This window comes from Streptomyces sp. NPDC014864 (assembly GCF_043081525.1).
Classification (GTDB): domain Bacteria; phylum Actinomycetota; class Actinomycetes; order Streptomycetales; family Streptomycetaceae; genus Streptomyces.
The window spans coordinates 23,012-49,859 of the sequence record NZ_JBIBWT010000029.1 but is presented as its reverse complement, the minus strand read 5'-3'; the positions used below and the strand labels follow the sequence as shown (position 1 = coordinate 49,859).

23 protein-coding genes and 2 tRNA genes are annotated in these 26,848 nt (G+C 73.6%); 14 read left to right on the top strand and 11 right to left on the bottom strand.

Features of this window, described 5'->3' with window-relative positions; genetic code table 11:
• Positions 1-262: 262 nt before the first annotated feature.
• Entirely contained in the window at positions 263-721 is a 459-nt protein-coding gene (locus tag ACF1A5_RS32480; protein WP_392196454.1) for an RpiB/LacA/LacB family sugar-phosphate isomerase, read from the top strand.
• 63 nt (positions 722-784) lie between these two features.
• The gene (locus tag ACF1A5_RS32475) at positions 785-1,531 is read left to right on the top strand and encodes a cobalt-precorrin-6A reductase (protein WP_392196453.1); all 747 of its coding nucleotides are present in this window, start codon (positions 785-787) and stop codon (positions 1,529-1,531) included.
• Positions 1,532-1,535: 4 nt separating this feature from the next.
• On the opposite strand, the gene cobF is transcribed toward ACF1A5_RS32475, so the two are convergent.
• The gene (gene cobF / locus ACF1A5_RS32470; protein WP_392196452.1) at positions 1,536-2,309 is read right to left on the bottom strand and encodes a precorrin-6A synthase (deacetylating); all 774 of its coding nucleotides are present in this window, start codon (positions 2,307-2,309) and stop codon (positions 1,536-1,538) included.
• 67 nt (positions 2,310-2,376) lie between these two features.
• Entirely contained in the window at positions 2,377-2,931 is a 555-nt protein-coding gene (locus ACF1A5_RS32465) for a DUF309 domain-containing protein (RefSeq protein ID WP_392196451.1), read from the bottom strand.
• A 127-nt stretch (positions 2,932-3,058) separates the two neighbouring features.
• Between ACF1A5_RS32465 and ACF1A5_RS32460 the strand changes: the two genes are divergently transcribed.
• A tRNA-Pro gene (locus tag ACF1A5_RS32460) sits at positions 3,059-3,132 on the top strand.
• Positions 3,133-3,187: 55 nt separating this feature from the next.
• Here the strand turns inward: ACF1A5_RS32460 and ftsH are convergent.
• Positions 3,188-5,035, bottom strand: a complete 1,848-nt coding sequence (gene ftsH, locus ACF1A5_RS32455) for an ATP-dependent zinc metalloprotease FtsH (RefSeq protein WP_392196450.1) — start codon at positions 5,033-5,035, stop codon at positions 3,188-3,190.
• A gap of 459 nt (positions 5,036-5,494) precedes the next feature.
• Between ftsH and ACF1A5_RS32450 the strand changes: the two genes are divergently transcribed.
• Positions 5,495-6,598, top strand: coding sequence for a hypothetical protein (locus ACF1A5_RS32450; protein WP_392196449.1), 1,104 nt, complete (start codon positions 5,495-5,497; stop codon positions 6,596-6,598).
• 6 nt (positions 6,599-6,604) lie between these two features.
• Complete coding sequence (locus ACF1A5_RS32445; protein ID WP_392196459.1) at positions 6,605-6,814, top strand: CU044_2847 family protein; 210 nt, start codon at positions 6,605-6,607, stop codon at positions 6,812-6,814.
• Positions 6,815-6,905: 91 nt separating this feature from the next.
• On the opposite strand, the gene ACF1A5_RS32440 is transcribed toward ACF1A5_RS32445, so the two are convergent.
• From ACF1A5_RS32440 to iolC, 6 genes are all read right to left on the bottom strand, one after another.
• Positions 6,906-8,027: an alkaline phosphatase family protein gene (locus ACF1A5_RS32440; protein WP_392196448.1), complete on the bottom strand. Its 1,122-nt coding sequence runs from the start codon at positions 8,025-8,027 to the stop codon at positions 6,906-6,908.
• Positions 8,024-9,316, bottom strand: a complete 1,293-nt coding sequence (locus tag ACF1A5_RS32435; RefSeq protein ID WP_392196447.1) for an alkaline phosphatase family protein — start codon at positions 9,314-9,316, stop codon at positions 8,024-8,026. The genes ACF1A5_RS32440 and ACF1A5_RS32435 overlap by 4 nt, the downstream gene beginning before the upstream one ends.
• Positions 9,317-9,457: 141 nt before the next feature.
• Complete coding sequence (iolD, locus tag ACF1A5_RS32430; protein WP_392196446.1) at positions 9,458-11,359, bottom strand: 3D-(3,5/4)-trihydroxycyclohexane-1,2-dione acylhydrolase (decyclizing); 1,902 nt, start codon at positions 11,357-11,359, stop codon at positions 9,458-9,460.
• Between the two features lie 8 nt (positions 11,360-11,367).
• On the bottom strand, positions 11,368-12,318 hold the full coding sequence (iolB, locus tag ACF1A5_RS32425) for a 5-deoxy-glucuronate isomerase (protein WP_392196445.1): 951 nt from the start codon (positions 12,316-12,318) through the stop codon (positions 11,368-11,370).
• 29 nt (positions 12,319-12,347) lie between these two features.
• The gene (locus ACF1A5_RS32420) at positions 12,348-13,226 is read right to left on the bottom strand and encodes a deoxyribose-phosphate aldolase (RefSeq protein WP_392196444.1); all 879 of its coding nucleotides are present in this window, start codon (positions 13,224-13,226) and stop codon (positions 12,348-12,350) included.
• Between the two features lie 13 nt (positions 13,227-13,239).
• Positions 13,240-14,202: a 5-dehydro-2-deoxygluconokinase gene (gene iolC, locus ACF1A5_RS32415; RefSeq protein ID WP_392196443.1), complete on the bottom strand. Its 963-nt coding sequence runs from the start codon at positions 14,200-14,202 to the stop codon at positions 13,240-13,242.
• Between the two features lie 315 nt (positions 14,203-14,517).
• Here iolC and ACF1A5_RS32410 point away from each other — a divergent pair, with 315 nt between their 5' ends.
• The 6 genes from ACF1A5_RS32410 to ACF1A5_RS32385 all read left to right on the top strand — a co-directional run bounded on the left by ACF1A5_RS32410 (position 14,518) and on the right by ACF1A5_RS32385 (position 20,927).
• Positions 14,518-15,531: a sugar ABC transporter substrate-binding protein gene (locus ACF1A5_RS32410; RefSeq protein ID WP_392196442.1), complete on the top strand. Its 1,014-nt coding sequence runs from the start codon at positions 14,518-14,520 to the stop codon at positions 15,529-15,531.
• The gene (locus ACF1A5_RS32405; RefSeq protein WP_392196458.1) at positions 15,531-16,607 is read left to right on the top strand and encodes an ABC transporter permease; all 1,077 of its coding nucleotides are present in this window, start codon (positions 15,531-15,533) and stop codon (positions 16,605-16,607) included. Before ACF1A5_RS32410 ends, ACF1A5_RS32405 begins: the two co-directional genes overlap by 1 nt.
• 5 nt (positions 16,608-16,612) lie before the next feature.
• Positions 16,613-17,530 (top strand): ATP-binding cassette domain-containing protein, encoded by a 918-nt coding sequence (locus tag ACF1A5_RS32400; RefSeq protein ID WP_392196441.1) that lies wholly within the window; start codon positions 16,613-16,615, stop codon positions 17,528-17,530.
• A 1-nt stretch (position 17,531) separates the two neighbouring features.
• Positions 17,532-18,434: a sugar phosphate isomerase/epimerase family protein gene (locus tag ACF1A5_RS32395; protein WP_392196440.1), complete on the top strand. Its 903-nt coding sequence runs from the start codon at positions 17,532-17,534 to the stop codon at positions 18,432-18,434.
• Between the two features lie 363 nt (positions 18,435-18,797).
• Entirely contained in the window at positions 18,798-19,406 is a 609-nt protein-coding gene (locus ACF1A5_RS32390; protein WP_392196439.1) for a GPP34 family phosphoprotein, read from the top strand.
• A gap of 267 nt (positions 19,407-19,673) precedes the next feature.
• Positions 19,674-20,927, top strand: coding sequence for a serine hydrolase domain-containing protein (locus ACF1A5_RS32385; protein ID WP_392196438.1), 1,254 nt, complete (start codon positions 19,674-19,676; stop codon positions 20,925-20,927).
• 30 nt (positions 20,928-20,957) lie between these two features.
• Here the strand turns inward: ACF1A5_RS32385 and ACF1A5_RS32380 are convergent, their stop codons facing one another.
• Positions 20,958-21,962: a Gfo/Idh/MocA family oxidoreductase gene (locus tag ACF1A5_RS32380; protein ID WP_392196437.1), complete on the bottom strand. Its 1,005-nt coding sequence runs from the start codon at positions 21,960-21,962 to the stop codon at positions 20,958-20,960.
• Between the two features lie 263 nt (positions 21,963-22,225).
• On the opposite strand from ACF1A5_RS32380, the gene ACF1A5_RS32375 reads away from it, so the two are divergent.
• The 3 genes from ACF1A5_RS32375 to ACF1A5_RS32365 all read left to right on the top strand — a co-directional run bounded on the left by ACF1A5_RS32375 (position 22,226) and on the right by ACF1A5_RS32365 (position 24,045).
• On the top strand, positions 22,226-23,260 hold the full coding sequence (locus ACF1A5_RS32375) for a LacI family DNA-binding transcriptional regulator (RefSeq protein WP_392196436.1): 1,035 nt from the start codon (positions 22,226-22,228) through the stop codon (positions 23,258-23,260).
• Positions 23,261-23,282: 22 nt separating this feature from the next.
• Entirely contained in the window at positions 23,283-23,582 is a 300-nt protein-coding gene (locus tag ACF1A5_RS32370) for a hypothetical protein (protein WP_392196435.1), read from the top strand.
• A 389-nt stretch (positions 23,583-23,971) separates the two neighbouring features.
• Positions 23,972-24,045, top strand: a tRNA-Pro gene (locus ACF1A5_RS32365).
• A gap of 145 nt (positions 24,046-24,190) precedes the next feature.
• On the opposite strand, the gene ACF1A5_RS32360 is transcribed toward ACF1A5_RS32365, so the two are convergent.
• Positions 24,191-26,755: a CHAT domain-containing protein gene (locus ACF1A5_RS32360; protein ID WP_392196457.1), complete on the bottom strand. Its 2,565-nt coding sequence runs from the start codon at positions 26,753-26,755 to the stop codon at positions 24,191-24,193.
• Between the last annotated feature and the right edge of the window lie 93 nt (positions 26,756-26,848).

The following is a 26,848-nucleotide window of genomic DNA, read 5'->3' as shown; positions in this document are numbered from 1 at the left end:
CTGAGGTGCTGGACCGGCACCTGCACCACCTGCGGCCGGACCCTTCCCAGAAACAGCCGCAGAAGCAGAAGCAGAACCTAACGAAGCACTACTAGGACCTTTCTTTCGGATCTCGCCGGGTACGCGGGGCGGCTCGGAGAGCCCCGTCACCCGGAGCCCGCCCCACCCGCACGGACGGCCCTGGGCGGGAGACCGGCGGGCGGACCGCCCCGCCCGCGGACCGCCTTGGACCCCCGGGCCCCCGCTGGGTACGCTCCCCACCATGCGGATCTCCGTCTCCTCGGACATGGACGAACCCGTGGCCCGCGCCCTGGTCGACCGGCTGCGCGAGCGCGGGCACGAGGTGGTGACGCACGGCGCGCTGCGCCCCGGGGACGACCCGCAGTGGGCGTCGTGCTCCGCGGCCGCCGCCCGTGACGTCGCCGACGGAACGAGTGACCAGGCCGTCGTGTGCTGCTGGACCGGCACGGGCGCGTCCATCGCCGCGAACAAGGTGCCGGGGGTACGGGCCGCCCTGTGCGCCGACGCGTACACCGCGGACGGCGCGCGCCGCTGGAACGACGCGAACGTCCTGGCGCTCAGTCTGCGCCTGACGTCCGAGCCGCTGCTCGGCGAGATCCTCGACGCCTGGTTCGCCGCCGCGCCGAGCGAGGACGCCGAGGACCGCCGGAACGTGGCCCGCGTCGGACGGCTGGAGCGGGACCGCGCGGCCCCCGCCTGACGGCGGCCCCCTGCGGGCACCCGGCCTTGGGGACGGCGCGGGCCGCCTCGTACGCTCGACGCCATGTCCCCGCACGTGCTGGTCCTCGGCGGCACCACCGAGGCCCGCGAACTGGCCGCCGCGCTCGCGGCGCGCTCCGGCACGCGGGTGACCACCTCCCTGGCGGGCCGCGTGTCGCGGCCGGGCGCACTGGCGGGGGAGGTGCGTGTCGGCGGTTTCGGCGGGGCCCAGGGCCTGGCCGCGTGGCTGCGCGCGCATCGGGTGGACGCCGTCGTCGACGCCACGCACCCCTTCGCCGAGTCGATCACGCGGAACGCGGCGCGGGCCGCGACCGCGACCGGCGTGCCCCTGGTGGTCCTGCGCCGCCCCGGCTGGCGGCCGGCCCCCGGCGACCGCTGGCATCCGGTCGCCTCGCTCGACGCCGCGGCCGGGCTGCTGCCCCGCCTCGGACGCCGGGTGTTCCTGACCACGGGCCGGACGGGTCTCGCCGCCTTCGCCGGGCTCACCGGCCTGCACTTCGTCGTACGGTCCGTGGAGCCGCCCGAACCGCCGCTGCCGCCGGACGTGCGGGTGCTGTCGGCCCGGGGGCCGTTCACCGTGGCCGACGAGACGGAACTGCTGCGCACCCACCGCATCGACGTGCTGGTGACCAAGGACAGCGGGGGAGCGGCGACGGCCGCGAAACTGACGGCGGCTCGGGAGCTGGGGCTGCCGGTCGTCGTCGTACGGCGGCCGCCGCTGCCGGAGGGGGTGGGCGCGGTGCCCGGGGTGGCGGCCGCCCTGGACCGGCTGGACCTCCGCACGCCGTGAGGGGCTATTCCTGCCGCGGGTTGCGGCGCAGCAGGTAGGTGTCCATGATCCAGCCCTTGCGCTCGCGCGCCTCGGCCCGCAGCCGCTCGATGCGCGGCGCGGCCTCGGCGATCGGGCCGGAGTCGAGGAGCTCGTCCGGGGTGCCCAGGTAGGCGCCCCAGTAGATGTCGATGTCCTGGTCGGCGTACTGCCGGAAGGTCTGGTGCGCGTCCAGCATCACCACCACGTCGTCCACCCCCTCCGGAAAGCCCTCGGCGAGCCGCCGCCCGGTGGTGATCTGCACGGGGCGAGCGACCCGGTTGAGCCCGGTGCGGTGCCGGGCCACCAGCGAGGAGACGCTGCTGATGCCGGGCACGACGTCGTAGGCGAAGTCCACCCTGCCCCGCTCCAGCACCTCCTCCAGGATGCCGAGCGTGCTGTCGTAGAGCGACGGATCGCCCCACACCAGGAACGCGCCGCTGTCCTGCTCGCCGAGCTCCTCGGTGATCAGCCGCTCGTAGATGTCGGCGCGGGCGCTGCGCCAGTCCCCGACGGCGGGGGAGTAGGCGGCGCCGCCCGCGGTCCGGTCCCGCTCCGGGTCGCGCGCCTCGACCAGGCGGTACGTCCCCTCCGGCAGGTGCGCGTCGAGGATGTCCCGGCGCAGGCGCACGAGGTCCGACTTCGTCTCCCCCTTGTCGAGGACGAAGAACACGTCCGTGCCGCGCAGCGCCCTGACCGCCTGCAGGGTGAGCTGTTCGGGGTCGCCCGCGCCGATACCGATGACATGAATCTTTCGCACGCCCCGAGTCTGCCGTACGGCACTCGCGGCGCGGACACCGGTTCCACCCGCTCCGGGAGCGGCCTTCCTACCCCGCCGCCCCGCGGAGCCGGGGCGCCCGCCGCGCCGCGTCCACCACGGGCCCGGCCCCTGGCTCCACGTCCTCCGCCCCTCGCTCCACGTCCGCCGCGAGCTCCCGCGCCCAGGCCGCCAGCCCGGTCAGATCCATGCCGTAGGGGTCCGGCCGCCCGGTGTCCGCCGACCACTCCCGCACCGCGTCCGCCCCGCGCCGCAGCAGCCGGGCCCCACCGGTCGCGTTGCCGCGGGCCGCGTGGGTGAGCCCCACCGCGAGCTGCGCCAGCCCGCGCCACAGGCCGCGCTCGGCCCGCGGCCCCGACTTCCAGGCGTCCTCGAAGACCTCGTGCGCGTGGAAGGGCTTCCCCTCGTCCAGCAGCGCCTGGGCCTCGGCGACGGTCTGCCGCGGCGTGCGCGGCACGCCCTCGGGCTGCCGTGGCACGCCGTCGGCGCCGTGCGGCAGCGGCCGCCCGAGCCCGTCCCTGGGCCGGGCGTTGCGCGCCCGGCCCTCGGCGTCCCGGTCGCGCGCGCCGGCCGGCCGTCCGGAGGATGAGGATGTGCTGCCCATACGCCGATTGTGCCCCGTCGCCCCGTCCCGTCGCCCCGCCCCGCGACCGCGCCCCCTTCGGTACAGCCCCCGGCGTGCGGTAAGGTGACATTCGCGCGATCACGTGGGTCACTCCGCGTGAGCGCAGCGGGACGTGGCGCAGCTTGGTAGCGCACTTGACTGGGGGTCAAGGGGTCGCAGGTTCAAATCCTGTCGTCCCGACTTGTGAAGTCACAGGTCAGAGGTCGTGTCGGAGCCATCCGGTACGGCCTCTCGGTCATTTCTGGGAACCCCCCGAAGGTGATGACGTGTTGACGGCACCGGCAATCATCGGCACCTCCTCCTCCGCCCGGCCGCTCTCCTGGCGCAGGACTTCGAGCACGACGGAGCCGTCGACGGTCTCCTGGGCGACCAGCCGTTCGGCCAGGTGCTCCAGCGCGGTCCGGTGGCCGCGGAGCAGCGTGATCGCGCGCTGTTCGGCCCGGCGCAGCAGGCGGGCGACTTCCTCGTCGACGATGCGCTGGGTCTGCTCCGAGTACGGCGGCCGGCCCGCCTCCTCGGCGGTCTCACCGAGGAAGCGCGGAGGGGCGGCGGCATAGCCGATGGGTCCCAGTTCGGAGGACAGGCCGAACTCGCGGACCATACGAGTGGCGATCTGGGTGGCTCCGGCCAGGTCGTTGGCGGCTCCCGTCGACCCCTCGCCGAAGACCACCAGTTCGGCCGCGCGCCCGCCCAGGCGCACCGCCAGAAGATCGGTCAGGTAACTCTCACTGTACAAATGGCGTTCCGCTTCGGGGAGTTGCTCGGTGACGCCGAGGGTGAGGCCGGCCGGCAGGATGGTGACCTTCGCCACCGGGTCGGCGTGCTCGCACAGCGCCGCGACCAGGGCGTGGCCGGATTCGTGGACGGCCACCGAGCGGCGCTCCTCGGGCAGCAGCGCGTTGGAGGACTCGCGGCGGCCCAGCAGCACACGATCGCGGGCGGCATCCAGGTCCTGCGGCTCGATCCGGGTGCGGTCGCTGCGTACGGCGTTGATGGCGCCCTCGTTGACCAGGTTGGCGAGATCCGCTCCGGAGAACCCGGGCGTGGCACGTGCCACGGCGTCCAGGTCGACTTTCGGAGCCAAGATCTTGTCACGGGTGTGCACGGCGAGGATCGCGGCCCGCTCGGCCTGGTTGGGCAGCGGCACGGTGACCTGGCGGTCGAACCGCCCGGGGCGCAGCAGGGCCGGATCGAGGGCGTCGGGCCGGTTGGTGGCGGCGAGGACGACGATGCCGCTGGACTGGTCGAAGCCGTCCATCTCGGACAGCAGCTGGTTGAGGGTCTGCTCTCGCTCGTCGTTGCCGCCCAGCCGGGCCCCGCCGGCGCGCCGCGAGCCGAGCGCGTCGATCTCGTCGATGAAGATGATCGACGGGGCGCGTTTGCGGGCTTCGCCGAACAGGTCGCGCACCCGGGAGGCGCCGACCCCGACGAACATCTCCACGAACGCGGACCCGGTCACGGAGAGGAACGGCACGTCCGCCTCGCCGGCGACCGCCCGGGCGAAGAGGGTCTTGCCGGTACCGGGCGGCCCCACCATGATCACACCACGGGGCCCCTTGGCGCCTGCCGCGGTGTAGCGGGCGGGGTGGCGCAGGAAGTCGACGACCTCGCTGATCTCCTGCTTGACCCCGTCGTACCCGGCGATGTCGTCGAAGCCCGTGGTGGGCCGCTCCGCCCCGATGATCTTCGCGCGGGAGCGTCCGATGGCGCTCAGCCCGCCGGCCATCGACCCTGCGGCCCGGCGTCCCATCCAGAGGAAGAAGCCGATCAGAAGCAGGAACGGCAGGAACGTGACGAGTATGGACGGCCATGCCGAGCCGCTGCTGCTCTGGCGGGCGGTGATCCGCACGTGGTGAGAGTCCAGCTGCTGCTGGAGCCGGGCCCCGGTGTCCAGCGCGGTGGGGATCTGGGTGGTGAACCGGGTGCCGTTCTTCAGGGTGCCGCTGACGGCGCCCTTGTCGTTGATCTCGACCGTCCGCACCTGGCTGGTGCCGACCTTGCCGACGAAGTCGCTGTAGGACAGCGCGGTCGCGTGCGGCCCGGTCGGCGCGCGGGAGAGCAGCAGGAAGACGGCGACCGTCATCAGGATCCACCACAAGATCCACCGTCCGCCGGTCGGCTGTGGTTGCCGGGACGGCGGGGTCGGCGGTCCGTGCGGCGGCCCGGACTTGGCGGGCGGCGTCAGGTGCCGGTGCGGCATCCGCACCCGTGTGATCACCAGTCCCACGCCCTTCGATCGGCACGGATCCCTGTCCACCAGCCTCGCCCCGGCGATTCCTGTGGGTCAGGGGTCGAACGGCCCTAATGGGGTCCGTCCGGCCGCGGCCCGGTACCGGCTGTCGCTCGGCGCGGAGCCGGGCATCGTCTGCGCCTGCGCGGCCGTCCTCCTCGTCCCGGCCGTCCACGGTTTCGGGAAGCCGGAACGGGCCGCCCGGGCGCATCCTGGAGTTGGACGAGCCGCGGCACGCGAGCGAACGTGTCTCGACACGGCGGCGTCCCGGGTGTACGGCTCGTGGCGCCGACAGCGCACTCGGGAGTGACCATGAGACTGTCGTTCCTCGAACCTCTGTACAAGGAGCCCGGTCCCTTCGCGTCCGTCTATCTGGACACCTCGCGCGACGCCGCCGTCGAGGACCCCGAATCCGCCGTACGACTGCGCTGGCGGCGTCTTCGGGACGATCTGCTGTCCGAGGGGGCGGACCGGGATTCCCTCACCGCGGTGGCGGGCACGGTGGGCAGCGACGCGGACGTCCCCGGTACCCACGGTCAGGCCGTGTTCACCGCGCACGGGCGCCTGGCCCTGCTGGACGAGCTGCCCGTCCCGCCCGACCGCAGCACGGCGCACTTCGGACCCCTGCCGGACACCATGCCGCTGATCGTCCAGCACACGCCCGGAATCCCGTACCTCGCGGTTCACGTGCACTACGGCGGCCGCCACTCCACGGACGCCACCGGCACCCTGCGCATCGAGGCCGAAGCGGGCACGTGGCCGCTGACCAAGGTCACGCCGGGCCACCGCCTGGACGAGGAGATCCCCGTGGCCGACTGGACGGGCGCCGCCGGAGAGGTCGGCCGGGAACTGGAAGGTCACGCCCGGCGCATCGACGTGGAGACGATGGTCGTCGCTGGAGATCTCTGGGCCCGCGGCATCCTCGTCAACCGGCTTCCGGCCGGCCTGCGCGGGCAGGTCACCACCGTCGACGCAGCCGGTGAGTCCCAGCCGGGCCGCGCCCTGCTGGAGCGGCCCCTGGAGGGCCTGTTCGAAGGGCGCATGGCCGCGCACGACCGGGCGCTCCTGGAGGCCTTCCTCGCGGAGCGAGCCCGCGGCGGAGCGTCCGCGGAAGGCCTCGCCGCGGCCGTGTCCGCGCTGCAACGCGGCCGGGTCAAGGCCCTTCTCCTCAACAACCACCCGGAGTCGCCGTTCCGTCTGTGGGTCGGTCCGGAACCCGGTCAAGTGGCACTCACCGAACAGGAACTGCGCTCCTACGGCATAAGGGAGACCCGCGAGGAACGGGCCGACGCGGCGCTGGTCCGTGCCCTCGTCGGCACGAGGGCCGAACTGGTCCTGGTGCCCGAGCGGGAGCTGGGGCTGAGCGAGGGCGTGGGGGTGCTGCTGCGCTACGCCGACCCCGCCTCCCGCGAGTGAACAGGCCTGCCGGACCCGGCGGTCCTCCGGTTCCCGCGCGCGGTCACCCGGCCCCGGGGAGCCTGGTGCTGCGGACGACCAGATGACTTCGCGCAGCGACCGGACGCGGTCGTCGTGGAGTTCGGGGTCGAGCTCAGCGCCCAGGCGGGAGCGGTCATCACGGCGGCGGGCGCCTCCGCACAGCTGCACGTCAGCCTGACCTGGAACAAGTCCTGAACGGCGGGCGGTGCGCCGACGGGCCGTCACCGGCCGCAGCGCACCGCGCGTTTGGCTTCTTCCCCGGCCGGGGGACCGGCCGGGCGTGCCGTCAGTTCGCCGCGTTGAACACGTCCGTCCCGAACCGGCTGAGGCCCTTCTGCCCGGCGTATCCCAGGTACGGGAGGTTGAACCGGTCCTCGACGGAGGCGAGCAGCGAGTAGTGGTTGTACGGCGTGCTGCTCCAGGTGCCGCCCTTGGTGAAGGGGGAGAGCACCAGCGCGCCCGTACGGCCGCCGCCGAGGCCGGTGATGCCGGGCAGCGGGGAGTTGGGCGAGGGACCCTCGCCGCAGCAGGCGCTGGAGTCCTTGTCGGGGCCGTCCGACTCGTCGAAGGCGATCACCAGCATGCCGTCCTTCTTGAAGGCCGGGGACGAGGTGATGGCCGGGACCCACTTCTTCAGCCACTCGTCGGCGGAGGCCAGCCCGCCCGGACGGCCGTCCACGCAGGGGGAGTCGTGGCCGTCGTCGCACAGGTTGGGCGTGATGTAGCTCAGGTCGGGCGTCGTGTCGGTGCTCTGCAGGTCCGTGCCGAGCTGGGACTGGTCGACGACGTGCCGGGCGCAGTCGTCCTGCTGGTCGATGACCGAGTGGAAGTACATGAACGGGTTGTGGCGGGTGGCGTACTGGTCGCCCACCTTCGCCTTCTGCGTGTCGTCCACCGCGCCGACCGCGGGGTGGCGGCACGGGGTGCCCATGTCCTCCATGTAGCCCTTCCAGCTGTGCCCGGAGGAGTCCATCTGGTCCGCCAGCGTCTTCACGCCGGAGGGGTACACGCAGCCCCGGCCGACGGCCTGGCCCGGGTCGGCGGTGCCGGTCTGGACGAACGGCGCGAAGGTCTGGCAGTCGGCCTGGGTGTCCGGGTTGGGGCCCTGCCCGGATATCTGCGCGACGTAGTTGGTCAGGCTGTTGTGGCCGACGCCGTAGTACTGCGACAGCAGCACGCCCTGGGAGCGCAGGGTCTTGCTGAGGTACGGCGCCTTGGAGTCGGGGCCCCAGGTCTCGTCGTAGCCCTTGTTCTCCAGGTTGATCACGAAGACGTGACCGGGGTTCGCGGCGGGCGCGGCCTCGGCCCGCAGCGCCGCCAGCGTGCCGCCGCCGGCGGCGAGGAGGGCGGTGAACGCGGCGACCAGGATCATGAGGCGGCGGGTGCCGCGACTGATGCGGTGCTTCATGAGGGGAGCTTCCATCCGAGGGACTGGGCCTTGTCGCGCAGCTTGCGCCACTCCTCGTAGTCGGGTGCCACGGCCGGTCCGCAGGGCTGTCCGACGACAGGGGGCACCGACCACTGCGGGGCGTCGAGGCTGGGCGGGCCGGTGAAGTCGAGCACCTCGGCGATGTTGTCGGCCGCGGCGTCGCGAGGCGTGAGGGAGGGCAGGTTCCAGCGCCACTCCATGGCCTTCAGGACCGAGGTGTGGTCGTAGACGCCGTGCGCGACGTACCCGCGCCTGGCGCGCGGGGAGACCACCAGGCAGGGCGTGCGGAAGCCGCGCAGGCCCCAGTCGGGGTGGGCGTCGGGGGCGGTGGAGGGCGCCACGTGGTCGAAGAAGCCGCCCCACTCGTCGTAGTTGATCACCAGCAGGGTCCGCGACCAGGCGGGGCTCTTGGTGACGGCGTGGTAGACCTCGTTGAGGAAGTACTGCCCCGCGCGGATGTCGCCGTGCGGGTGGTCGTCGGCGGAGGTGCCGCTGCCCTCGTCGAGGAACTTGGGGTCGACGAAGGAGACCTGGGGCAGGGTGCCGGCGGCGCAGTCGGTGAGGAAGTCCGCGTACGGGTGCGAGATCCCGAGGAGCTTGGTGCCCCACAGCGCGGTGAACGGCACGTCGTGGTAGTAGTACTTGCCCTTCAGGCCCGCGTCGGCGAGGCGGTCCCAGATGGTGGGCAGCGTGGAGGTGTCCGTGGAGTTGTGGATGCGGTCGGTCTGCGCGGCGTGCTGGTAGAAGCGGTTGGGGTACGTCTCGGCCATGATCGCCGAGAAGTAGCGGTCGCAGACCGTCCAGGCGGGGGCGGCCCTGCCGTAGAAGTCGAGGTCCTCGGGCAGGTAGTAGCCGATGGAGAACTCGTCGTTGGTGCCGGCCCGCAGCCAGCCGTCGCAGCGGCCGTCGTTGTACTCGATCCGGCCGCCCTCGTAGCTGTGGTCCGGGTCGTTGTACTGGCAGCCCTGGGCGGTGTCCAGGTGGTGGGTGGCGTGGGCGACGCCGTCGCGGTCGGTGTACTTCAGCCCCGACTGCTTGCCGTCGGCGCCCGGGAGCCAGCCCAGGTAGTGGTCGAAGGAACGGTTCTCCATCATCACCACGACGATGTGGTCGATCCCGGAGTCCTTGGGCGCCGGAAGCGAGGACGTCCCCGGGGTGGAGAGCGGGGTCTGACCTGCTTCGGCCAGACCCTCCGTGGCGAGAGGGGCGGTCATGGCCGCGGCCGCGCTCGCGGCCCCGACGATCAGTTTCCTGCGGGAGATGCTCACGCGGTCCTTGATATCCGCCGTGAGAACCGGAGGATTACCATCCGGCTGATGCTTCCGCGGACGTTCACGCGGTGTTCCCCATGGCCCCACAGGGTCTTCGCCGGGGGTCACGGTCCGTGGCCGGAAATGCACGGTGGCGGTTCACAGGGGACGGCGCCGTGCGGCGACCTCGCTGTCGTAGCGCGCGCGGGCCGCGACGGCGGCCTCGCGGGCGGCCACCTCGGCCACCGGCACGTCCCACCAGGCCTCGGCCGGTGGAGCGGTCGACGCCGGGTCGGTCTCCACGTACACGCAGGTCGGACGGTCGCTGGCGCGGGCCGCGGTGAGTGCCTCGCGCAGTTCGCCCACCGTCTTGGCGCGCAGGACGTCCATGCCGAGGCTGGCGGCGTTCGCGGCCAGGTCGACCGGGAGCGGGGCGCCGGTGAAGGTGCCGTCGGCGGCCCGGTGGCGGTAGGCGGTGCCGAAGCGCTCGCCGCCCACCGACTCCGACAGGCCGCCGATGGAGGCGTACCCGTGGTTCTGCACCAGGACCAGGTTGACGGGCAGCCGCTCCTGGACGGCCGTGACGATCTCGGTCGGCATCATCAGATAGGTGCCGTCGCCGACCAGTGACCACACCACCGCCTCCGGCGCCGCCTGCTGGACGCCGATGCCGGCCGGGATCTCGTAGCCCATGCAGGAGTAGCCGTACTCCACGTGGTACTGGCGCGGCGAGCGGGCCCGCCACAGCTTGTGCAGGTCGCCGGGGAGCGAGCCGGCCGCGTTGATCACCACGTCCTCGTCGCCGACGACCGCGTCCAGCGCGCCGAGGACCTGGGTCTGGGTCGGTACGGCGCTGTCGTCGCCGGCGCGGAAGGCGGCCTCGACCACCCGCTCCCAGCGCTCCCTGCCCGCCCGGTACTCGGCCTCGTAGCCGGCGTCGACGCGGTGTCCGGCGAGCTGTGCGGCAAGCGCCTCCAGGCCGGCCCGCGCGTCGCAGACGAGGGTCGCGGCGGCCATCTTGTGCGCGTCGGACGGGGCGATGTTGAGGTTGACGAAGCGGACGTCCGGCCGCTCGAAGAGCGTGCCGGAGGCCGTGGTGAAGTCCGTGTAGCGGGTGCCGACCCCGATGACCAGGTCCGCGCCGCGGGCGGCCGCGTCGGCGACCGCCGTCCCGGTGTGGCCGATGCCGCCGAGGTCGGCGGGGTGGTCGTGGCGCAGCGATCCTTTGCCCGCCTGGGTGGAGGCGACCGGCACGCCGGTGGCGTCCACCAGGGCCTTCAGCGCGTCCTCGGCCCCGCTGTGGTGGACACCGCCGCCCGCGACGATCAGCGGCCGGGACGCGGCCCGGATCGCGCGGGCCGCCTCGGCGAGTTCGACCGGGTCGGGGGCGGGGCGCCGGATCCGCCACACGCGTTCGGCGAAGAACTCCGCCGGCCAGTCGTACGCCTCGGCCTGCACGTCCTGCGGCAGCGCGAGGGTGACCGCGCCAGTCTCGGCGGGGTCGGTGAGGACCCGTACGGCGGCCAGCGCGGAGGGGATCAGCGCCTCGGGGCGGGTGACGCGGTCGAACCAGCGGGAGACCGGGCGCAGGGCGTCGTTGACCGACACGTCCGCCGCCACCGGGTGCTCCAGCTGCTGGAGCAGCGGGTCGGCGGCGCGGGTGGCGAAGTAGTCGCCGGGCAGCAGCAGCACCGGCAGCCGGTTGATCGTCGCGAGCGCGGCTCCGGTGACGAGGTTGGTGGCGCCGGGCCCGATGGAGGTGGTGACGGCCTGCGTGGACAGGCGGCCCCGCTGCCGGGCGTACCCGACCGCCGCGTGCACCATCGCCTGCTCGTTGCGGCCCTGGTGGTACGGCATCACCTCCTCGCCGGCCTCCAGCAGCGCCTGGCCGACGCCCGCCACGTTGCCGTGGCCGAAGATGCCCCAGGTGCCGGCGATCAGCCGGTGCCGCACGCCGTCCCGTTCGGTGTACTGGGCGGCGAGGAAGCGGACCAGTGCCTGGGCGACGGTCAGGCGGTGCGTTGCGTGGCTCGGCCGGGGCGGCCGGCTCGTCGGGGACATCGGTTACCTCACTGGGACGACGGAGCGGAAGGGGTGGCGGCGGGCGCGGAGGACGGCGGGCACGCGGCGGGCGCGTCGTAGAGCGGCAGGCGGGGGTCGACGGGGCGGCCGGGCCAGGTGTCGCGGATCCACGCGTGGTCGGGGTGGTCGCGGATCAGCCAGGCGCGTTCGGCCTCCGGGCCCGCCATGACGTTGAGGTAGTACATGTGGTGGCCGGGCACCGCCATCGACGGCCCGTGCCAGCCGTCCGGGATCAGCACCACGTCGCCGTCGCGCACCTCGGCCAGCACGTCGGTGCCCCGGCCCCGCCCGGAGGGGGAGACCCGCTGGTAGCCGAGGCCGGGCGTGTCCTCGTGGGCGGCGAACTCGAAGTAGTAGATCTCCTCCAGGACGGATTCCTCGCCGGGGTGGTGCTCGTCGTGCTTGTGGGGCGGGAAGGACGACCAGTTGCCGCCCGGCGTGATCACCTCGACCGCGATCAGCTTGTCGCACTCGAAAACCCCGGCCGCGCCGAAGTTGTTCACCTGGCGGCTGCACTCGCCCGTGCCGCGCAGCTCCACCGGGACGCCGGAGGCGGGCCCGTGGCGGGCGGGCAGACGGCGGGCGCAGCGCGCGCCGGCGAGCGCGAACCGCCCGCCGCCGGCGGACGAGACGGTCGTACGGGCGTCGCGCGGCACGTAGGCGAAGTCACTGACGGCGTCGAACACGCCCGAGCGGCCGGTGAGTTCGAAGGTGTCGTGGCCGAACTCGTCGGAAGTGGCCACCGTGCAGCCCCCGTTCAGCGGCAGCACGATCCACTCGCTGTCGCGGGTGCCGAAGGTGTGCGAGCCGCCCGGCGGCAGCTCCAGCACGCGCAGGGCGGAGTAGCCCCAGCCGGCCGACTCGGGGCCGACGTCCACGGCGTAGGGGCCGGTGCGGGCCCGGCCCGCGGGCAGGTGGTAGGCGCTGGTGCCGGTCATCGGGGATGCCTCCTTGTCACGTCGGCCCGTCACAACAGGCCCACCGCCGTGTCGACCGCCTGCTCCACACTGCCCTCGGCGGGGTACAGCAGCGAGCGGCCCACGACCATGCCCTGGACGGTGGGGAGTCTGAGCGCCTTGCGCCACCGCTCGTAGGCGGCCTCCTGGTCGTCGCCGACCTCCCCGCCGAGCAGCACGGCGGGCAGCGTGGAGGTCGCCAGTACCTCGGCCATGTCGTCCGCGTCCTCGGTGACGGGCAGCTTCAGCCAGGTGTAGGCGGAGGTGCCGCCCAGGCCCGAGGCGATGGCGATGGAGCGGGTGACGGCCTCGGCGGACAGGTCGTTGCGCACCCGGCCGTCCGCACGGCGGGAGAGGAAGGGCTCGACGAAGACCGGCAGGTGCAGCTCGGCCATCTCGTCTATGGCGCGGGCGCCGGACTCCAGCGTGGCGAGCGAGCCGGGGTCGTCGTAGTCGATGCGCAGCAGCAGCTTGCCCGCGTCGAAGCGGAGCCGGGCGAGGTCGCGGGCGCGGTGGCCGGTGAAGCGGTCGTCCATCTCGAAGGACGAGCCTGCCAGACCCCCGCGGTTCATGGAGCCCATGACGACCTTGCCGTCCAGCGCGCCGAGCAGCAGCAGGTCCTCCAGGATGTCCGCGGTGGCGAGCACCCCGTCGACGCCGGGCCGCGACAGCGCCACGCACAGGCGCCGCAGCAGGTCGGCGCGGTTGGCCATGGCGAGTCCCCGGCCGCCGACGCCGAGCGCGCCGCGCGCGGGATGGTCGGCGGCCACGATCATCAGCCGGTCGCCGGCGCCGATCAGCGGGCGGCGCACCCGGCGCGCCGCCGCCTCGGCGACGGCCTCGGGGTGCCGGGCCCTGACCGCCGTCAGGTCGGGGATGCTGAGGGTCAAGGCGAAGCTCCGTTCAGGCAGTGGCTCGCGCGAGGAGGTCGTCGACCTCCGCCCCGGTGGGCATCGCGGAGGAGCAGGCGAGGCGGGAGGCCACGAGGGCGCCGGCCGCGTTGGCGTAGCGCAGGACCGCCGTCAGGTCCCAGCCGGACAGCAGCCCGTGGCAGAGCGCGCCGCCGAAGGCGTCACCGGCGCCGAGCCCGTTGACGACCTCCACGGGCACCGGCGGCACCTCGGCCCGGGTGCCGTCGCGGTGCACCGCGAGGACCCCCTTCGGGCCCTGCTTGACGACGGCCAGCTCCACGCCGGCCGCGAGCAGCGCCTCGGCGCAGGCCCAGGGCTCCCGCAGGCCGGTGGCGATCTCGCACTCGTCGAGGTTGCCGACCGCCACGGTGGCGTGCCGCAGCGCCTCGGCGTAGTGCGGGCGGGCCTGGCCGGGGTCGGTCCAGAACATCGGCCGCCAGTCGAGGTCGAAGACGGTGACGCCCGCCCGGTCGCGGGCCCGGAGCGCGGCGAGCGTGGCGGAGCGGCTCGGCTCCTCGCTCAGCCCGGTGCCGGTGATCCAGAAGACACGGGTCGCGCGGACGGCGGACAGGTCCAGCTCCCCGGGGTGGATCTCCAGGTCGGGGGCCTTGGGCCGACGGTAGAAGTACAGCGGGAAGTCGTCCGGCGGGAAGATCTCGCAGAACGTGACGGGGGTGGGAAGGTCGCCGACCGGCGTGACCCAGCGGTCGTCGACCCCGAACTCCCGCAGTGCCTCGTGCAGGTAGGTGCCGAAGGGGTCGTCGCCCGTGCGGGTGATCAGGGCGGTGGAGCGGCCGAGCCGGGCGGCGGCGACGGCGACGTTGGCGGCCGAACCGCCGAGGAACTTGCCGAAGGTCTCCACCCGTGCCAGGGGTACGCCCGTCTGGAGCGGGTAGAGATCGACTCCGATGCGGCCCATCGTGATCAGGTCGAAGGTATCGGGTGACTCGGCCATGCGCGATGCTCCTCGAACTGTTCCGGGGGTGCGGATCCCGGGGCCCGCCGCGACGGTGGAGTCGCGGATGCCGGGGGCCCGCCGACTCCCAGATGTAGGCCTCCGGGGGCCACAGTGTCAATAGTTTGTACTTACATTCGGACCTGTGCGTGAAATGATGTCTTGACAAAGTATTGACAGTGGACGCGGCAGGGGATTGGATCCCGTCCCAGCGCACCACCGTCTTCACGGCGCACGACCCGGGTCCGGACGGCTCCGGGCCCGGATCCTCCCGATCTCTTGCTTTCCCCCGTCGCACAGTGAGGTGCAGGAAAGATGGACCGCTCTTCTCGCTCCCGCCGACTTCTTCCCGTCGCGGCCGTCGCCGCGGCGGCGGCCCTGACCCTCGCCGGCTGCTCCAGCGGCTCCGGGGGCAAGAAGGCCGAGGAGGGCGGGGGCGCCGCCTCCGCGGGCAAGGCCACCACGCCCCGGATGACGGTCGCGCTGGTCACCCACCAGGCGCCCGGCGACACCTTCTGGGACATCGTGCGCAAGGGCGCCGAGGCCGCCGCCGCCAAGGACAACGTCAAGCTCGTCTATTCCGCCGACCCCAGCGCCGGCATCCAGGCCAACATGGTGCAGAACGCGATCGACCAGAAGGTCGACGGCATCGCGGTCACCCTGGCCAAGCCCGACGCGATGAAGGGCGTCATCGGCAAGGCCACCAGCGCCGGGATACCCGTGGTCGGCCTCAACTCAGGCGTCAGCGACTGGAAGAAGCTCGGCCTGACGGAGTTCTTCGGGCAGGACGAGTCCGTGGCGGGCGAGGCGTTCGGGACCAGACTGAACGAGGTGGGCGCGAAGAAGGCCGTCTGCGTGATCCAGGAGCAGGGCAACATCGGCCTGACCCAGCGCTGCGACGGCGTCAAGAAGACGTTCAAGGGCACCGTCCAGACCCTCTACGTCAACGGCACCGACATGCCGTCCGTGCAGTCGACGATCACGGCCAAGCTGAAGCAGGACAGCGGCATCGACTACGTGGTCACCCTCGGCGCGCCCTTCGCGCTGACCGCGGTGCAGTCGGTGGCCGAGGCGGGCGGCAAGGCGAAGATCGCCACCTTCGACCTCAACCCCCAGCTGACGAAGGCCATCCAGAAGGGCGACATCCAGTTCGCCGTCGACCAGCAGCCCTACCTCCAGGGCTACCTGGCGGTCGACTCCCTGTGGCTCTACAAGAACAACGGCAACTACAGCGGCGGCGGTGTGCAGCCGGTGCTCACCGGTCCGGCCTTCGTGGACAAGTCCAACGTCGACAAGGTCGCCCAGTTCGCCGCGAAGGGCACCCGGTGATCCGTATGACCCAGCAGGCCGAGCCGGCGGTGGGCACACCGCCGGCTCCCGGCGCCGAGCAGACCGACGGCCGCACGGGCCGGCGCCCCCTGGCACTCCGGCTGCTCGCCCGGCCCGAGGTCGGCGTCTTCCTCGGCGCCGTCGCGGTGTTCGTCTTCTTCCTGGCCGCGGCGCCCTCGGTCCGCCAGGGCAGCTCGATGGCGACGATCCTCTATCAGTCGTCCACCATCGGGATCATGGCGCTGCCGGTCGCCCTGCTGATGATCGGCGGCGAGTTCGACCTCTCGGCCGGCGTCGCCGTGATCACCTCGGCGCTCACCGCGAGCATGCTCAGCTACCAGCTCACCCTGAACGTGTGGACCGGCGTGGTCGTCGCCCTGGCGGTGTCGCTCGGCGTCGGCGCGTTCAACGGCTGGATGCTGGTGAGGACCGGGCTGCCGAGCTTCCTCGTCACCCTCGGCACCTTCCTCATCCTGCAAGGTGTGAACCTCGCGGTCACCAAGACGATCACCGGCAACGTCGCCACCGACGACATCAGCACCATGGACGGCTTCGACCAGGCCAGGGCGCTCTTCGCGTCGTCGTTCGACGTCGGCGGGGTGCAGGTGAAGATCACCGTGGTGTGGTGGCTGGTCTTCGCCGCGCTGGCCACCTGGGTGCTGCTGCGCACGAAGTACGGGAACTGGATCTTCGCGGTCGGCGGCAACAAGGACAGCGCCCGCGCGGTCGGCGTCCCGGTGACCTTCACCAAGATCTCGCTGTTCATGCTGGTCGGCCTCGGGGCCTGGTTCGTCGGCATGCACCAGCTCTTCGCGTTCAACACCGTGCAGTCCGGCGAGGGCGTCGGCCAGGAGCTCATCTACATCGCCGCGGCGGTGATCGGCGGCTGCCTGCTCACCGGCGGTTCCGGCTCCGCGATCGGGCCGGTCTTCGGCGCCTTCATGTTCGGCATGGTGAACCAGGGCATCGTCTACGCGGGCTGGAACCCCGACTGGTTCAAGGCGTTCCTCGGCGTGATGCTGCTCGGCGCCGTCCTCATCAATCTGTGGGTCCAGCGCACGGCGACCCGGAGGTGACCGACATGACCAGCGACGAAGCGGCAACCCACGACACCGGCCTCGCCGGCACCGCGCCCGACCGGGACCGGCCCGTCGTCGAGCTGCGCGGCGCCGGCAAGTCCTACGGCAACATCCGCGCCCTGCACGGCGTCGACCTCGCCGTCCGTCCCGGCAGGGTGACCTGCGTGCTCGGCGACAACGGCGCCGGCAAGTCCACCCTCATCAAGATCATCTCCGGGCTGCACCGGCACAGCGAGGGCGAGTTCCTCGTGGACGGCGAGCCGGTGCGCTTCTCCACCCCGCGCGAGGCCCTCGACCGCGGTATCGCCGCCGTCTACCAGGACCTGGCGACCGTGCCGCTGATGCCGGTGTGGCGCAACTTCTTCCTCGGCTCGGAGCTGACGAAGGGCCCCTGGCCGGTCCGCCGCCTCGACATCGCCCGGATGAAACGGACCGCGGACGAGGAACTGCGCGACATGGGCATCGTCCTGAACGACCTGGAGCAACCGATCGGCACCCTCTCCGGCGGTCAGCGCCAGTGCGTGGCCATCGCCCGCGCCGTCCACTTCGGCGCCCGCGTCCTCATCCTCGACGAGCCGACCGCCGCCCTCGGCGTCAAGCAGTCCGGGGTGGTGCTGAAGTACATCGCCGCCGCCCGCGACCGCGGCCTCGGCGTCGTGTTCATCACCCACAACCCGCACCACGCCTACATGGTCGGCGACCACTTCAGCGTGCTGCGCCTGGGCACCCTCGAACTCAGCGCCGAACGCAGCGAGATCGGCCTGGAGGAGCTGACCAACCACATGGCCGGCGGCGCCGAACTCGCCGCCCTCAAGCACGAACTGGCCCAGGTCCGGGGCGTCGACGTCGACGAGCTCCCCGAGGAGCGGGACCTCGCCGCACCCGCACCCGCACCGGCCCCTGGCGAAGGGAAGACCTGACATGACCCCCGCGCTGGACCGCATCCGGGTCGGCTCGGCCCCCGACTCCTGGGGCGTCTGGTTCCCCGACGACCCCCGCCAGGTGCCCTGGGAACGCTTCCTCGACGAGGTCGCCGAGGCCGGCTACTCCTGGATCGAGCTCGGCCCGTACGGCTATCTGCCGACCGATCCGGTCCGCCTGACCGACGAGGTGCACCGGCGGAACCTGAAGGTCTCGGCGGGCACCGTCTTCACCGGCCTGCACCGCGGTCCGGCCGTCTGGGAGTCCACCTGGGAGCACGTCGGCCAGGTCGCGGCCCTCACCCAGGCCATGGGCGCCAGGCACCTCGTCGTCATCCCGTCCTTCTGGCGCGACGACAAGACCGCCGAGATCCTGGAGCCGCCGGAGCTGACGGCCGAGCAGTGGGCGCACCTGACCACGGGCATGGAACGGCTCGGCCACGAGGTCAAGGAGACCTACGGCCTCGACATCGTCGTCCACCCGCACGCCGACACCCACATCGACACCGAGACGCACGTCGAGCGCTTCCTGGACTCCACCGACGCCGGCCTGGTCGGCCTCTGCCTGGACACCGGCCACTACGCCTACTGCGGCGGCGACAGCGTCAAGCTGATCGAGACCTACGGCGAGCGCATCGGCTATCTGCACCTCAAGCAGGTCGACCCGGGGATCCTCGCCGACGTGGTGGCGAACGGAGTGCCGTTCGGGCCGGCGGTCCAGCGCGGGGTGATGTGCGAACCCCCTTCAGGCGTACCGCAGTTGGAGCCCGTCCTGGCCGCCGCGCAGAAGCTCGGGGTGGAGCTGTTCGCCATCGTCGAGCAGGACATGTACCCCTGCGAGCCGGACAGGCCGCTGCCGATCGCCGTACGCACCCGCAGGTTCCTGCGCTCCTGCGGCGCCTGACCGGCCGCCCCGCACGGGCGTCCCGCGGCAGCCAGGCACGGAGCGGGCGCGGGCCGCCGGTACGAGCCCGGGGCCCGGCACGCGGGGCCGGCGGGGTCATCCGGCCCCCCGCAGCGGGGGCCGCGAGCACAGCACATCAACTCCTCCTCGGCGAATGCCCGTTGGCCACCCCGCGCCCGGCCCGGGCAAGCAGCCCGCGCGGAGCCGGCCGGCGCCGCCGCACCGCCCGGGAGCGGCCTCACCGGGCCCGTACGGCGGCGGTCGTACGATGAGGATCAGGGAGCGCTTCCGTCCCCGCCCGCACCGTTTCCCCGGTGCCGGGCGCGGCGGTCCGCTTCGGCGCCACTACCACGGGGAGCCCTCATGAGCACACCGCGGGACCTGATGATCGTCGCCTTGGACGCCGGCGAGAAGCGGCCCGTGCGGCAGGGCGAACTCTCGCTCGCGCTCGCCGGAGCCGAGGCCGTCGACCTCGTGCGGGCCGAGGTGCTCGCACTGGACGGCGAACGCGTCGTGCCGCGGCTGAGGCCGCGCCTGGGCGACCGGATGCTGGACGAGGCCGCCGCCTCGCTGGCGCGCGAGACGCCGTACGAGACGCTGGAGGACTGGCTCTGGCGACGGGGCCGCGGGCTGTCGACGGCGTACCTGACGGCGCTGGAACAGGAAGGCCTGCTGACCTGGCAGCGCAGCCGCTGGATGCCCTTCGGCGGGGTGCGCGCGGTGCTCGCCGACACCGGCGAGCGGCGGCGGGCGGTGGCTCGCTGGACCGCGGAGGAGCCGGTGCTCGGCGCCCTCGCCGCCGCGGTGGGGATCCGCGAGGAGCCGGACCGCACGGCCGTGGCGGAGGTGTCCGACGACACGGTCCTCACCGTGCTCGCCGCCGTCCACGACGCCCTGATGGAGCTGGAGGCGGTGCGCCAGCGCCGGGCCATCGAGGACGCGGCCTTCGCGAACGTCTGGCGTGGCGCGTAGCCGCGGCACGTCCCTCGGTGGGCGAGCGCCCACGGGCGCCGACGGCCGCTGACCGGCGCTGACGACGCCGACGGGCGTCGGCAGGCGGTGGGGCGGGGGTGCTCCTATGCTGAATGAGTCGGGTCGTGAGGTCTGTGTGACAGCAGATGCGGGCCCGCGTTCCGGCGGTTCCACAGGGGCGTCCGCCGCGGAGGGACGCCCGTCGTCCGTCCCGCCCCCCGTCCACGACGGGAGCGGGTTGCGTTCGCATGTGCTGGGAGTTCGTCGATGAGGCACGCGTGCACACGACTGCGCAGGGGGACCACGGCCGCGGTCGTCGCGGGGACGCTCGTCCTGCCGTTCACCGGCGGACCCGCCACCGCGGCCCCCGCGCCCGTCCACGGCCCCGTCACCGCCCCCACCCCACCGGGACCGTCCCCCACCGGCACCGGCTTACGCCCCCTCACGCCCGGCGTGGCCCGCCAGATCGACCAGGCCGTGCGGCAGGTCATGCGGCAGGCGGACGTGCCCGGCGCCACCGTGGGGCTCTGGACACCCGGCCAGGGGCAGTACGTGAAGTCGTTCGGCGTCGCCGACAAGAGCACCGGGCGGCCGATGACACCGGACCTGTACATGCGGATCGGCAGCGAGACCAAGACGTTCACCGTCACGGCCCTGCTGGAACTGGTCGACCGGGGCAAGGTCGGTCTGGACGACCCGATCGGCAAGTACGTCCACGGCGTGCCGAACGGTGACACCATCACCCTGCGCCAACTGGCCGGGATGCGCAGCGGGCTCTACAACTACTCGGACGACGAGGACTTCTTCAAGGCCCTCACCTCCGACCCGCAGCGGCCGTTCACGCCGCAGGAACTGCTCGCCTACGCCTTCAAGCACCCGGTGCTCTTCCCGCCCGGGCAGAAGTTCGACTACAGCAACACCAACCTCATCCTGCTCGGTCTGGTCGTCGAGCAGGCCGGCGGTCTGCCGCTGGCGGACTTCATCCGCGCCCACGTCCTCGACCCGGCGGGCCTGGACCACACCCTCTTCCCGGCCGGCGCGGAGTTCCCGCGGCCGCACGCGCAGGGCTACACCGACCAGACCGCCGACGGGAAGGTCGCCGACGCCGCCGGCTGGAACCCGTCCTGGGGCTGGGCGGCCGGCGCGATGATCTCGAACCTCGACGACCTGCGCATCTGGGCACCCACGGTGGCCACCGGTGTGCTGCCCGACGGCCGTACGCTCATCAGCCCCGCCACGCAGAAGCAGCGGCTCACCACGCCGCCGACCCCGATCCCCGGTGCCGGCTACGGCCTCGGCATCTTCGACGTCCAGGGCTGGATCGGCCACAACGGCTCCCTGCCGGGCTACGAGTCGCTGACCGTCTACCTGCCCTCCGCGCGGGCGACCCTCGTCGTCCTGCTGAACACCGACATCGACTACCGGGGCAACGAGCCGAGCACCCTCTTCGGCGAGGCGATCACGAAGATCGTCTCCCCGGGGCACGTCTTCAACCTGCCGGCGCAGCCCGCCGCGAGGTGAGCCCCCCGGTCGTGCGCGGCCCGTCCGGCGTCAGGCGGCGCGTACCTCCCCGACGCGCACCGGGCGGTGCTCGTGCAGCGACCGCGTGCAGGCCTCCGCGATCCAGCTGGCCTCCAGCGCGTCCGCGACCGTGCACGGCGAGGGCAGGCGCCCGGCCACGACCTCGGTGAACGCGGTGAGTTCGGCGCGGTAGGCCTCGGTGAAGCGGTCCATGAAGAAGTCGTGCGGAGTGCCGGCCGGGAAGGTGACCCCCGGTTCGACGGAGCGCAGCGGCAGCTTGTCGTCGAGGCCGACCGCGATCGAGTCGTCGAAGCCGTGCAGTTCCATCCGGACGTCGTAACCGCGTCCGTTGTGGCGGCTGTTGGAGACCACGGCGATCGTGCCGTCGTCGAGGGTCAGGACCGCGCCGGTGGTGTCGGCGTCGCCCGCGTCCCGGATGTATCCGGCGCCCCGGTTGCCGCCGACGGCGTACACCTCGGTCACCTCGCCGCCGGTCACCCAGCGGATGATGTCGAAGTCGTGCACCGAGCAGTCGTGGAAGATGCCGCCGGAGGCGGCGATGTACCCGGCGGGCGGCGGCGCCGGGTCCAGGGTGGCCGACCGTACGGTGTGCAGCGCGCCCAGCTCGCCGCGCAGCACGGCCGCGCGCGCGGCGGCGAAACCGGCGTCGAAGCGACGGTTGAATCCGATCTGGACCGGGACACCGCGGCCCTCGACGGCCTTCAGTACCTCCACGCCCTCCCGCATGGTGCGGGCCACGGGCTTCTCGCAGAAGACGGGCACGCCGGCCTCGACTGCGGCGACGATCAGGGCGGGGTGGGCGTCCGTGGCGGCGGCCACGACGATGCCGTCCACCCCGGCGGCCAGCACGGCCTCGGGCGAGTCGGCGACCTCGGCCCCGAACCGCTCGGCGGCGGCCTTGGCGGCGCTCGCCAGCGGGTCGGCGACGACGAGCGACTCGACCGCGTCGAGTCCGGAGAGGGTCTCGGCGTGGAAGGCGCCGATACGGCCGAGGCCGAGGATTCCGATGCGCATCAGGTCCAGCTCCTTGGTGCGGTGCGGTGCGGTGCGGTGCGGTGGGGCGGGGCGGGGCGGGGCGGTGGGGGGTGGCGGGGCGGGGTGTGGGCAGGGGAGAGAGGCGGCGGAGGCCGGGGAGGGTCGGTCGTGGCCGCCGAGGACGTTCCGGTCCCGGTCGGTCGGGGGGGACGCGGGCCTGTCATTCTTGTCCGTACAAACCCCTCGAACAACCAGCACGCGACCGTCAAAAACCCCTCAAACAACCTCTCGAGGAGCCTGCCGTGGGCCACCCGTTCCCGATCCGCGAGATCGCGCGTCAGGCCGGTCTGAGCGAGGCCACCGTCGACCGTGTGCTCAACGGCCGGGGCGGGGTGCGGGAGAGCACCGCGCGGGAGGTGCGCCGGGCCATCGCCGACCTGGACCGGCAGCGCACCCAGGTCCGGCTCGTCGGCCGCACGTTCATGGTCGACATCGTGATGCAGGCACCGGAGCGCTTCACCACCGCCGTACGGGCCGCCCTGGAGGCCGAACTGCCGTCCCTGCACCCCGCCGTGGTGCGCTCCCGGTTCCACTTCCGGGAGACCGGCCCGGTGCGGGAGCAGGTCGGCACCCTGGACCGGATCGCCCGGCGCGGCTCGCAGGGCGTGATCCTCAAGGCGCCGGACGTCCCGGAGGTCACCGCCGCCGTCGGCCGGCTGGTCGCGGCCGGGATCCCGGTGGTCACCCTGGTCACCGATCTGCCCGCGAGCGCCCGGCTCGCCTACGTGGGCAGCGACAACCGGGCTGCGGGCGCGACGGCCGCGTATCTGATGGGCCAGTGGCTCGGCGACCGGCCCGGCAACATCCTCACCAGCCTAAGCAGCGGCTTCTTCCGCAACGAGGAGGAGCGCGAGATGGGGTTCCGCGGCGCCATGCGCGCCCGCCATCCGCGGCGCGCGCTGGTGGAGATCGCCGAGGGGCAGGGCCTGGACGCCACGCAGTACGACCTCGTGCGGGCCGCCCTGGAACGGGACCCGGAGATCCGCGCGGTCTACTCGATCGGCGGCGGCAACGTCGCCACCCTGCGGGCCTTCGACGACCTCGGCCGTACCTGCGCGGTGTTCGTCGCGCACGACCTCGACCACGACAACACGCGCCTGCTGCGCGAGCGCCGCCTGTCCGCCGTCCTCCACCACGACCTGCGCCAGGACATGCGCGAGGCCTGCCGTCTCGTGATGCGCGCACACGGCGCCCTGCCCCCCGCGGGGCCGACGCTGCCGTCCGCGATCCAGGTCGTGACGCCGTACAACATGCCGCCGCGGTCGCCCGCCGGCTGACGTGCGGGCGGAGTGCGCACGGGTGACCCGGGCAAAGGCGACCGGCGACCACCCGGCCGCCGGCCGCACGGTCTCCATCCGCTCCGCCCCCGGCAACCGCGCCACCGCCGTCGGCCGGACCTCCGGCATGGGCCGCTTCGGCGCCGTGTTCGGCCCGTGGCTCGGCGGCCAGTTGCTCGACGCCGGTCACGGCGACTGGGGCTTCACCGTCTTCGCGCTCGCCGGTGTCTCCTCGACGGTCCTCATCGGCCTCGCCGCCCTGCGCTCGGCGAAGCGGCCCACGCAGGGCGGTGCGCGCCGGGAACTGCTCACCACCGGCTGACCGCCACCGTCACCGCCACCGTGATGCGGGGAACGCGATGCGGTGACGGCGGTGCGACGCGGGGAGAACGGGGTACCCGAGGCGCCGCGAGTGTCGGGTGAACCGGGGGAGCACGCCGCCGGGTTGGGTCGTCCCGCCGCGGCCGGCTCCCTCCGGCCGGCACTCCTTCGCCCGCCGTCGGCCGTTGGAGGGGAACGACCGGCGGCGGGCCCTCCGGCGCCAATCCGCGGCGCGGCTGAACGATTGACCGGTGACCGGTGACCGGTGACCGGTGACCGGTGGGCCGGTGAGCTCCCGCCAGGACGCGCCGCACCGGGCGAAGCGGGGACACCCGCCCCCGTACGGTAGGGTTCACCTGGGCGTTCACGCGGAGCACCGCACGAGCGCACCGGGACGTGGCGCAGCTTGGTAGCGCACTTGACTGGGGGTCAAGGGGTCGCAGGTTCAAATCCTGTCGTCCCGACCGGAGCCCTGCCCCGAGGGCGGAGGCGGACGTCGCAGGCGAGGGGCCTGTCCCACGGCCGTGGGACAGGCCCCTCGGCCGTTCCCGCTGACCACGCCACCAGTGCAGCCGGCCCGGCCCTCGGCGGCCGCGGTGCCTTCCGGGCTCAGGCCGCCCCGAACGCCGAGAACGCCCACCCCGTGGCCTGGTGCACCGCGTCGCCCGGCAGGGCGGAGCGGGCGTCGCGCAGGGCCTCTGCGAGGGACAGCCCGGCCCCGATCCCCTTGTGCAGCGCGAGCATCAGCGGCACCACCGCCGCGTCGTTCACGGGCGCGCTGCACGCCACCACCCCGGCCGTGCCCAGCGGCAGCAACGCGGTGACCAGGCCCAGGAGTTCGTCGGCGCCGACCGAGGCGAAGCGTGCGGTGTCGCAGCAGGACAGGATGATCCGGTACGGGCTGCGGTCCAGGCGTTCGAAGTCGTGCACGATCAGCGGGCCGTCGGCCATCGCCAGCGACGAGAACAGGGGGCTGTCCGCACGGAAGGTGCCGTGCGCCGCGATGTGCGCGAGCGCGGCCCCGTCGAGCTCGCGGAGGACCCGCACCGCGTGCGCCTCGCCGTCCTCCAGGAGCGTCGGCGTACCGTACCGGCCGGCCAGTTCCGGCACCTCCGCGCCCCCCGTCGCCAGGCCCGGACCGCGCACCAGCACCTGACGGCCGCCCGGCGGCGGCACGGTGTCGCGGGCGCGCAGCCAGCTGCTCGCCGACGGCGACACGCTCAGCACCCGCTCCCGCAGCGACGGCAGCAGTGCCCACGGCACCCGGTGCAGCGACCCCGGCGGCACGACCACCACCGGGCCGCAGCCCAGGTGCCGGGTGGCCGGTCCCAGCAGCAGCTCCTCCAGACGGCGGCCCGCCGCCTCGACCAGCGGCAGCCGGGCCGCGCCCCCGGGGTGGGCCAGGCGCCGCAGCCCGGCCTGCACATGCTCGGCCTCCGTCACCGCGTCCGCGAGCCGTCCGGCCTCGAACCGCCGCACCCGCCCCTCGCCGCACAGCAGCACGTGCACCCGCCCGTCGAGCACGGCGAGTTCGACCAGCCGCCCGTCGCCGAGCCGCTCCAGCAGCGCGCCGGGGTCCATTCGGTCGCCGCCGCCGGGCGCCCCGCCGCGCAGGCGCAGGGTCCGGGACCGGATCTCCCGCTCCAGCCGCCGCCGCTCCCGCTCCAGGGCCGGGACCGGATGCCCTTCCCGGCGGGCCGCCTCCGCACGGGCGGCGATCTCACGGAACGCGGTCAACGCGCTGACCAGCGCCGGATCGGCGGGCGGCCGGGTCGGCGGCGCCGACAGCACGGTCGCCCGCCAGCGCTCGCTCCACACCAGCAGCCGCCGCGGTTCGCCGGAGGCCAGACTGGCCTGCTGGGCCAGCGCGGCCAGTTCGGCGCCCTGGGCGGTGGCCCGGGCCCGCAACTCCGAGGCGCCGAGGGTCATCCGGTGGTCGTCGAGCACGTCGAGCCCGCGCCGGCAGGCCTCCAGCACTCCCCGGCCGGAGCCGGCCGCCCGGGCCCGCAGCGCCTGCGCCGCCCAGCCCGTCATCCGCGCCAGCGGCGGCCCGACGTTCCGGCTGCGCGCCGCGGACGCCAGATGCCGCTCGGCGTCCGCCGTCCAGTTCAGCGCCAGCGCGATCCGGCCCGCCAGCAGCGACGCCTCGGCGGCCGCCGGGGAGCCGAAGGACGCAAGCCGCCCGGCCACCGCCGCCGCGTCCGCCACCAGCCGGCCCGAGCGCCGCCCGATGGCGACCCGGGCCTCGATCAGCACCAGCCGGGCGTGCGTCTCCCACCAGGCGCGCCGCTGCCCCGCGAACAGCCGTACGGCCACCGCCGCGCGGGCGATCGCCGTGTGCGGGTCGTCCGCCAGGCGGGCCGCGCGGGCGGCGGCCAGCAACAGCTCCGCCTTGCGCGTGGACTGCCCCCCGATCCGGTCGAGGGCCGCGATCGCGGTGTCCGCCTCGGTCAGCGCCTCCGGGGCGAGCCCGGCGGCCATCAGCACCTCGCAGCGGCGGATGCTGAGCATGAACGTCGGCGTGCCGAGCTCGGCGTACCGCTCCTCGGCCTCGTCCAGCAGCCGTAGCGCCGCCGGGATGTCACCGCGGCGGAAGGCCGCGAGGCCGCGGCTCTCCACGGCGTCCGCTTTGTCGTGCTCCTGTCCGGTGGTGTCCCACAGCGCCTCGGCCGCCGCGAAGTCCGCGTCGGCCCGTTCCACCGCCCCGAGCGCCAGGTGCACGGTGGCCCGCAGGGTGAGCGCCCGGGCCGTCCAGATCACGTCGTCCGCCTGCCGCAGCACGGGAATCGCCCGGCGTACGTCGTCCAGCGCCTCACGATGGCGGCCCAGCACCCACCAGACGTACGCCCGCCGGTACAGCACCCGGGCCCGGGTGTGGCCCGTCCCGCGCGCGACCCCGCGCTCGAACGCCGCCAGGCCGTGCCGGGTGCGCCCCGCGTGCACCAACGCGACCCCGAGGGTGGCCAGCACATCGGCCTCCCGGTCCGCCGACTCCGCGCGGGCCGCCAGGTCCCGGGCCCGCCGCAGATGACGCAGCGCCAGGCGCAGGTCGCCGAAGTCCCGCTGCCAGATGCCGATCACCTGGTGCGCCACCGAGGCGTGCAACGGCGGCGGACCGCCCCCGAGCACCTCCTGAGCGCGCGTCAGCGCCTCGCCCGGTGCGGCGAACACCATCGGCAGCAGTTCGAGAACCGAGTCGTTTCCCGCTCTCACCCCACGGATGGTAGTGGTCCGCGGAACCGGCTCCCACGGGTTGGGCTCTGTATC

Excerpts from the sequence above, each read along its gene's own strand:
- ACF1A5_RS32480 (WP_392196454.1), top strand. The coding sequence starts at position 263 with ATGCGGATCTCCGTCTCCTCGGACATGGACGAACCCGTGGCCCGCGCC.
- ACF1A5_RS32475 (WP_392196453.1), top strand. The coding sequence starts at position 785 with ATGTCCCCGCACGTGCTGGTCCTCGGCGGCACCACCGAGGCCCGCGAA.
- ACF1A5_RS32465 (WP_392196451.1), bottom strand. The coding sequence starts at position 2,931 with ATGGGCAGCACATCCTCATCCTCCGGACGGCCGGCCGGCGCGCGCGAC.
- ftsH (WP_392196450.1), bottom strand. The coding sequence starts at position 5,035 with ATGACGGTCGCCGTCTTCCTGCTGCTCTCCCGCGCGCCGACCGGGCCG.
- ACF1A5_RS32450 (WP_392196449.1), top strand. The coding sequence starts at position 5,495 with ATGAGACTGTCGTTCCTCGAACCTCTGTACAAGGAGCCCGGTCCCTTC.
- ACF1A5_RS32440 (WP_392196448.1), bottom strand. The coding sequence starts at position 8,027 with ATGAAGCACCGCATCAGTCGCGGCACCCGCCGCCTCATGATCCTGGTC.
- iolD (WP_392196446.1), bottom strand. The coding sequence starts at position 11,359 with ATGTCCCCGACGAGCCGGCCGCCCCGGCCGAGCCACGCAACGCACCGC.
- iolB (WP_392196445.1), bottom strand. The coding sequence starts at position 12,318 with ATGACCGGCACCAGCGCCTACCACCTGCCCGCGGGCCGGGCCCGCACC.
- iolC (WP_392196443.1), bottom strand. The coding sequence starts at position 14,202 with ATGGCCGAGTCACCCGATACCTTCGACCTGATCACGATGGGCCGCATC.
- ACF1A5_RS32410 (WP_392196442.1), top strand. The coding sequence starts at position 14,518 with ATGGACCGCTCTTCTCGCTCCCGCCGACTTCTTCCCGTCGCGGCCGTC.
- ACF1A5_RS32400 (WP_392196441.1), top strand. The coding sequence starts at position 16,613 with ATGACCAGCGACGAAGCGGCAACCCACGACACCGGCCTCGCCGGCACC.
- ACF1A5_RS32395 (WP_392196440.1), top strand. The coding sequence starts at position 17,532 with ATGACCCCCGCGCTGGACCGCATCCGGGTCGGCTCGGCCCCCGACTCC.
- ACF1A5_RS32390 (WP_392196439.1), top strand. The coding sequence starts at position 18,798 with ATGAGCACACCGCGGGACCTGATGATCGTCGCCTTGGACGCCGGCGAG.
- ACF1A5_RS32385 (WP_392196438.1), top strand. The coding sequence starts at position 19,674 with ATGAGGCACGCGTGCACACGACTGCGCAGGGGGACCACGGCCGCGGTC.
- ACF1A5_RS32380 (WP_392196437.1), bottom strand. The coding sequence starts at position 21,962 with ATGCGCATCGGAATCCTCGGCCTCGGCCGTATCGGCGCCTTCCACGCC.
- ACF1A5_RS32360 (WP_392196457.1), bottom strand. The coding sequence starts at position 26,755 with ATGGTGTTCGCCGCACCGGGCGAGGCGCTGACGCGCGCTCAGGAGGTG.